The sequence below is a fragment of the Shigella sp. FC1661 genome (assembly GCF_001712525.1).
Classification (GTDB): Bacteria; Pseudomonadota; Gammaproteobacteria; order Enterobacterales; family Enterobacteriaceae; genus Escherichia; species Escherichia coli.
Genome location: NZ_MDGW01000244.1, coordinates 23,398 through 29,920, shown reverse-complemented (window position 1 = coordinate 29,920; position 6,523 = coordinate 23,398). Strand labels below are relative to the sequence as shown.

Sequence of the window (6,523 nt, the reverse complement as noted above, 5' to 3'; positions counted from 1 at the left end):
GTACCGGGCTGAGAGGCGGTGTAAGTGAACTGTAGTTGCCATGTTTTACGGCAATGAGAGCAGAGATAGCGCTGATGTCCGGCAGTGCTTTTGCCGTTACGCACCACGCCTTCAGTAGCGGAGCAGGAAGGACATCTGATGGAAATGGAAGCCACGCAAGCACCTTAAAATCACCATCATACACTAAATCAGTAAGTTGGCAGCATTACCTGCAAATTGAAGAAAGCTCTGATGATGGTGATGAATATGACTATTCACCCGCAAAAGAAGAGTGGGTAATTACCGCAGCGAACGCGAAACCGCAATGCGATATTATTCATGAAGTCTGGCAGAGCAGGGCTGTTATCCGCTATGACATGGCAGTGCCGCTCAATTTGTCAGAACGCAGCGCCCGGCAATCCACTGGCAGAGTAGGGGTGGTGTTGGTTGTCACTCTTAGTCATAACAGCAGGCGTATTGATGTGGATATCAACCTTGATAACCAGGCTGACGATCATCGCCTTCGTGTCCTGGTCCCTACACCTTTTAACACCGACAGTGTTCTGGCAGATACGCAGTTTGGTTCGCTAACGCGCCCCGTGAACGACAGTGCAATGAACAACTGGCAGCAAGAAGGCTGGAAAGAAGCGCCGGTTCCGGTATGGAATATGCTCAACTATGTTGCCTTACAGGAAGGGCGTAACGGCATGGCTGTCTTTAGCGAAGGGTTACGTGAATTTGAAGTCATCGGTGAAGAGAAGAAAACCTTTGCCATTACGTTGCTGCGTGGCGTGGGCTTACTGGGCAAAGAAGATCTGCTTTTAAGGCCTGGGCGGCCTTCGGGAATTAAAATGCCAGTCCCGGACTCACAACTACGTGGTCTGCTTTCTTGTCGCCTAAGTTTATTGAGTTATACCGGTACGCCAACCGCCGCTGGTGTAGCTCAGCAGGCGCGAGCATGGCTGACTCCAGTACAGTGTTACAACAAAATCCCATGGGATGCGATGAAGCTCAACAAAGCCGGATTCAACGTGCCGGAAAGTTATAGTTTGTTGAAAATGCCCCCAGTGGGATGCCTGATAAGCGCACTTAAGAAAGCTGAAGACCGACAAGAAGTGATTTTACGGCTGTTTAATCCGGCTGAATCAGCAACCTGTGATGCGACTGTTGCTTTCAGTCGCGAGGTGATTTCTTGCTCAGAAACGATGATGGATGAACACATTACCACCGAGGAAAATCAAGGTTCAAATCTATCGGGGCCTTTTTTACCCGGCCAGTCACGGACGTTCAGTTACCGGCTTGCCTGAATAGCAATCAAACCGAAGCCACATATGCGCGGCCAGATTGTTGACAAAGGGCGCTTTGTTCATGCCGGATACGGCATGAACGCTTTATTCGGTCTACAAAAGCAGGCAAATTCAATATATTGCAGAGATGATGTAGACACTGGCAAGCGTAGCGCATCAGGTAATTTTGCGTTTATCTTCACTCTCAAGCCACGTATATGTGGCTTTATTTTTAACAAAATAATAACCCTGGGTGAGTTAATTATAATATAATTATAAGTTAATTAAATGTTAACATCGGCGGGGGTGGATTTATGCCTTTATTAGTAATCCTGAAACTCTGCGTCGTATTAGCCAGTGACCAAAAAAAGAATTAAGGTCAACCGTGCTGTTTTTGCTTCGTCTCTTTTTATCTTTAATTGCCAACCGAAACTAATTTCAGCCTTATAACTCACACATTTTAAACATAAATGTCACTAAAGTTACCTTATTGAAACATGATTAACATAATTTGTAGGAATTGATATTTATCAATGTATAAGTCTTGGAAATGGGCATCAAAAAGAGATAAATTGTTCTCGATCAAATTGGCTGAAAGGCGGTAATTTAGCTATAAATTGATCACCGTCGAAAAATGCAAATTTGCTTCAACAAAAACCTGTTTATTGTAAGGATTTTGCGGCGTAATATATACGTGGGATCAATTTGAGTTTTTATTAACATGTTTGCAACCTTTCTTTACGCCGTTTTTGTGTGCATTCACATGGTATGATGAAAGTGTTCAAACAAATTTCTATTGGGGCATGCGTGTGACCCTTTCTAACGGGGTTCACTCTCGGAGTCTTCATGCGATGAGCAAGGAGTCATGATGTTAGATATAGTCGAACTGTCGCGCTTACAGTTTGCCTTGACCGCGATGTACCACTTCCTTTTTGTGCCACTGACGCTCGGTATGGCGTTCCTGCTGGCCATTATGGAAACGGTCTACGTCCTCTCCGGCAAACAGATTTATAAAGATATGACCAAGTTCTGGGGCAAGTTGTTTGGTATCAACTTCGCTCTGGGTGTGGCTACCGGTCTGACCATGGAGTTCCAGTTCGGGACTAACTGGTCTTACTATTCCCACTATGTAGGGGATATCTTCGGTGCGCCGCTGGCAATCGAAGGTCTGATGGCCTTCTTCCTCGAATCCACCTTTGTAGGTCTGTTCTTCTTCGGTTGGGATCGTCTGGGTAAAGTTCAGCATATGTGTGTCACCTGGCTGGTGGCGCTCGGTTCAAACCTGTCCGCACTGTGGATTCTGGTTGCGAACGGCTGGATGCAAAACCCAATCGCGTCCGATTTCAACTTTGAAACTATGCGTATGGAGATGGTGAGCTTCTCCGAGCTGGTGCTTAACCCGGTTGCTCAGGTGAAATTCGTTCACACTGTAGCGTCTGGTTATGTGACTGGCGCGATGTTCATCCTCGGTATCAGCGCATGGTATATGCTGAAAGGTCGTGACTTCGCCTTCGCTAAACGCTCCTTTGCTATCGCTGCCAGCTTCGGTATGGCTGCTGTTCTGTCTGTTATTGTTCTGGGTGATGAATCCGGCTACGAAATGGGCGACGTGCAGAAAACCAAACTGGCTGCTATTGAAGCCGAGTGGGAAACGCAACCTGCGCCTGCTGCCTTTACTCTGTTCGGCATTCCTGATCAGGAAGAGGAGACGAACAAATTTGCGATTCAGATCCCTTACGCACTGGGCATCATTGCAACGCGTTCCGTGGATACCCCGGTTATCGGCCTGAAAGAGCTGATGGTGCAGCATGAAGAACGCATTCGTAACGGGATGAAGGCGTACTCTCTGCTCGAACAACTGCGTTCTGGTTCTACCGACCAGGCGGTTCGTGACCAGTTCAATAGCATGAAGAAAGACCTCGGTTACGGTCTGCTGCTGAAACGCTATACGCCAAACGTGGCTGATGCGACTGAAGCGCAGATTCAACAGGCAACCAAAGACTCCATTCCGCGTGTAGCGCCGCTGTACTTCGCGTTCCGTATTATGGTGGCGTGTGGCTTCCTGCTGCTGGCAATCATCGCGCTCTCTTTCTGGAGTGTCATCCGCAACCGCATTGGCGAGAAAAAATGGCTGCTGCGCGCCGCGCTGTACGGTATTCCGCTGCCGTGGATTGCTGTAGAAGCGGGCTGGTTCGTGGCTGAATATGGCCGCCAACCGTGGGCTATCGGTGAAGTGCTGCCGACAGCTGTGGCGAATTCGTCACTGACCGCAGGCGATCTCATCTTCTCAATGGTGCTGATTTGCGGCCTGTATACCCTGTTCCTGGTGGCAGAATTGTTCTTAATGTTCAAATTTGCACGCCTCGGCCCAAGCAGCCTGAAAACCGGTCGCTATCACTTTGAGCAGTCTTCCACGACTACTCAGCCGGCACGCTAAGACAGGAGTCGTCAAATGATCGATTATGAAGTATTGCGTTTTATCTGGTGGCTGCTGGTTGGCGTTCTGCTGATTGGTTTTGCAGTCACTGACGGTTTCGACATGGGGGTGGGCATGCTCACCCGTTTCCTCGGTCGTAACGACACCGAGCGTCGAATTATGATTAACTCCATTGCACCACACTGGGACGGTAACCAGGTTTGGCTGATCACCGCGGGCGGCGCACTCTTTGCTGCCTGGCCGATGGTCTATGCCGCTGCGTTCTCCGGCTTCTATGTGGCGATGATCCTCGTGCTGGCGTCTTTGTTCTTCCGTCCGGTCGGTTTTGACTACCGCTCCAAGATTGAAGAAACCCGCTGGCGTAACATGTGGGACTGGGGCATCTTCATTGGTAGCTTCGTTCCGCCGCTGGTAATTGGTGTTGCGTTCGGTAACCTGTTGCAGGGCGTACCGTTCAACGTTGATGAATATCTGCGTCTGTACTACACCGGTAACTTCTTCCAGTTGCTTAACCCGTTCGGCCTGCTGGCAGGCGTGGTGAGCGTAGGGATGATCATTACTCAGGGCGCAACCTATCTGCAAATGCGTACCGTGGGTGAACTGCACCTGCGTACCCGTGCAACGGCTCAGGTGGCTGCGCTGGTGACACTGGTCTGTTTCGCACTGGCTGGCGTATGGGTGATGTACGGTATCGATGGTTATGTCGTGAAATCGACAATGGACCATTACGCAGCCTCTAACCCACTGAATAAAGAAGTGGTTCGTGAAGCTGGCGCATGGCTGGTTAACTTCAACAACACGCCAATTCTGTGGGCTATTCCGGCACTGGGTGTGGTTCTGCCGCTGCTGACCATCCTGACTGCACGTATGGATAAAGCCGCGTGGGCGTTTGTGTTCTCCTCCCTGACGCTGGCCTGCATCATCCTGACAGCCGGTATCGCAATGTTCCCGTTTGTGATGCCGTCCAGCACCATGATGAACGCAAGTCTGACAATGTGGGATGCAACTTCCAGCCAGCTGACGCTTAACGTCATGACCTGGGTTGCGGTGGTTCTGGTACCGATCATTCTGCTCTACACCGCCTGGTGTTACTGGAAAATGTTCGGTCGTATCACCAAAGAAGATATTGAACGTAACACCCACTCTCTGTACTAAGTAAGGAGCTAAAAATGTGGTATTTCGCATGGATTCTGGGAACGCTTCTTGCCTGTTCGTTTGGGGTAATCACCGCGCTGGCGCTTGAACACGTCGAATCAGGCAAAGCCGGTCAAGAAGACATCTGATGAGTAAGATTATCGCGACCTTGTATGCGGTAATGGACAAGCGCCCCCTGCGGGCGCTTTCCTTCGTGATGGCGCTTCTGTTAGCAGGATGTATGTTTTGGGACCCATCTCGTTTTGCCGCGAAGACCAGTGAACTGGAAATCTGGCATGGTTTATTGCTGATGTGGGCCGTCTGTGCTGGTGTGATTCACGGCGTGGGCTTTCGTCCGCAGAAGGTTCTTTGGCAAGGGATTTTTTGCCCATTGCTTGCCGATATTGTTCTCATTATCGGGCTGATTTTCTTCTTCTTTTAAATCAGAATTCTCTTTAAAAAATTATGGGCCGCTCCAGGCCCATAAATTTTTACGCTCCCTTAACTTGCCCTCATTCCCAAACCTCAATCGCGCGCGTATAGTAGCAGCGTTTAAAAGCTCTAACTTTTGTTGCATTACCGGGATGTAAAGTGAATACAACGCTGTTTCGATGGCTGGTTCGCGTCTACTATGAAGATACCGATGCCGGTGGTGTGGTGTACCACGCCAGTTACGTCGCTTTTTATGAAAGAGCACGCACAGAGATGCTGCGTCATCATCACTTCAGTCAGCAGGCGCTGATGGCTGAACGCGTTGCCTTTGTGGTACGTAAAATGACGGTGGAATATTACGCACCTGCGCGGCTCGACGATATGCTCGAAATACAGACTGAAATAACATCAATGCGTGGCACCTCTTTGGTTTTCACGCAACGTATTGTCAACGCCGAGAATACTTTGCTGAATGAAGCAGAGGTTCTGGTTGTTTGCGTTGACCCACTCAAAATGAAGCCTCGTGCGCTTCCCAAGTCTATTGTCGCGGAGTTTAAGCAGTGACTGACATGAATATCCTTGATTTGTTCCTGAAGGCTAGCCTTCTGGTTAAACTTATCATGTTGATTTTGATTGGTTTTTCAATCGCATCCTGGGCCATTATTATCCAGCGGACCCGTATTCTTAACGCAGCGGCGCGCGAAGCCGAAGCGTTTGAAGATAAATTCTGGTCTGGAATCGAACTCTCTCGCCTCTATCAAGAGAGTCAGGGGAAACGGGATAATCTGACTGGTTCGGAACAAATATTTTACAGCGGGTTCAAAGAGTTTGTGCGCCTGCATCGTGCCAATAGCCATGCGCCGGAAGCCGTAGTGGAAGGGGCGTCGCGTGCTATGCGTATCTCCATGAACCGTGAACTTGAAAATCTGGAAACGCACATTCCGTTCCTCGGTACGGTTGGCTCCATCAGCCCGTATATTGGTCTGTTTGGTACGGTCTGGGGGATCATGCACGCCTTTATCGCCCTCGGGGCGGTAAAACAAGCAACACTGCAAATGGTTGCGCCCGGTATCGCAGAAGCGTTGATTGCGACTGCAATTGGTCTGTTTGCCGCTATCCCGGCAGTTATGGCCTACAACCGCCTCAACCAGCGCGTAAACAAACTGGAACTGAATTACGACAACTTTATGGAAGAGTTTACCGCGATTCTGCACCGCCAGGCGTTTACCGTTAGCGAGAGCAATAAGGGGTAAGT

General features: G+C 49.4%; 7 protein-coding genes and 1 pseudogene. 7 read left to right on the top strand and 1 reads right to left on the bottom strand.

The window, feature by feature from the left end:
- Window positions 1–155 (bottom strand): IS1 family transposase (locus BFF42_RS14600; protein ID WP_001348782.1); only part of this gene is annotated, 155 nt, incomplete at its 3' end.
- A 51-nt stretch (window positions 156–206) separates the two neighbouring features.
- Here BFF42_RS14600 and BFF42_RS14595 point away from each other — a divergent pair.
- The 7 genes and pseudogenes from BFF42_RS14595 to tolQ form a co-directional block, all read left to right on the top strand.
- Window positions 207–1,286, top strand: a pseudogene (locus tag BFF42_RS14595) (glycoside hydrolase family 38 C-terminal domain-containing protein); the annotation flags it as partial.
- An 847-nt stretch (window positions 1,287–2,133) separates the two neighbouring features.
- On the top strand, window positions 2,134–3,702 hold the full coding sequence (cydA, locus tag BFF42_RS14590) for a cytochrome ubiquinol oxidase subunit I (RefSeq protein ID WP_000884361.1): 1,569 nt from the start codon (window positions 2,134–2,136) through the stop codon (window positions 3,700–3,702).
- A 15-nt stretch (window positions 3,703–3,717) separates the two neighbouring features.
- Window positions 3,718–4,857 (top strand): cytochrome d ubiquinol oxidase subunit II, encoded by a 1,140-nt coding sequence (gene cydB, locus BFF42_RS14585; RefSeq protein WP_000568275.1) that lies wholly within the window; start codon window positions 3,718–3,720, stop codon window positions 4,855–4,857.
- Between the two features lie 14 nt (window positions 4,858–4,871).
- A complete protein-coding gene (cydX, locus tag BFF42_RS14580; RefSeq protein WP_000270282.1) occupies window positions 4,872–4,985 on the top strand; it encodes a cytochrome bd-I oxidase subunit CydX in 114 nt (37 codons plus the stop codon).
- Entirely contained in the window at window positions 4,985–5,278 is a 294-nt protein-coding gene (gene ybgE, locus BFF42_RS14575) for a cyd operon protein YbgE (RefSeq protein WP_000034601.1), read from the top strand. The genes cydX and ybgE overlap by 1 nt, the downstream gene beginning before the upstream one ends.
- A 149-nt stretch (window positions 5,279–5,427) precedes the next feature.
- Complete coding sequence (gene ybgC / locus BFF42_RS14570) at window positions 5,428–5,832, top strand: tol-pal system-associated acyl-CoA thioesterase (protein WP_001098369.1); 405 nt, start codon at window positions 5,428–5,430, stop codon at window positions 5,830–5,832.
- On the top strand, window positions 5,829–6,521 hold the full coding sequence (gene tolQ / locus BFF42_RS14565) for a Tol-Pal system protein TolQ (protein WP_000131314.1): 693 nt from the start codon (window positions 5,829–5,831) through the stop codon (window positions 6,519–6,521). The genes ybgC and tolQ overlap by 4 nt, the downstream gene beginning before the upstream one ends.
- Window positions 6,522–6,523: the final 2 nt, after the last annotated feature.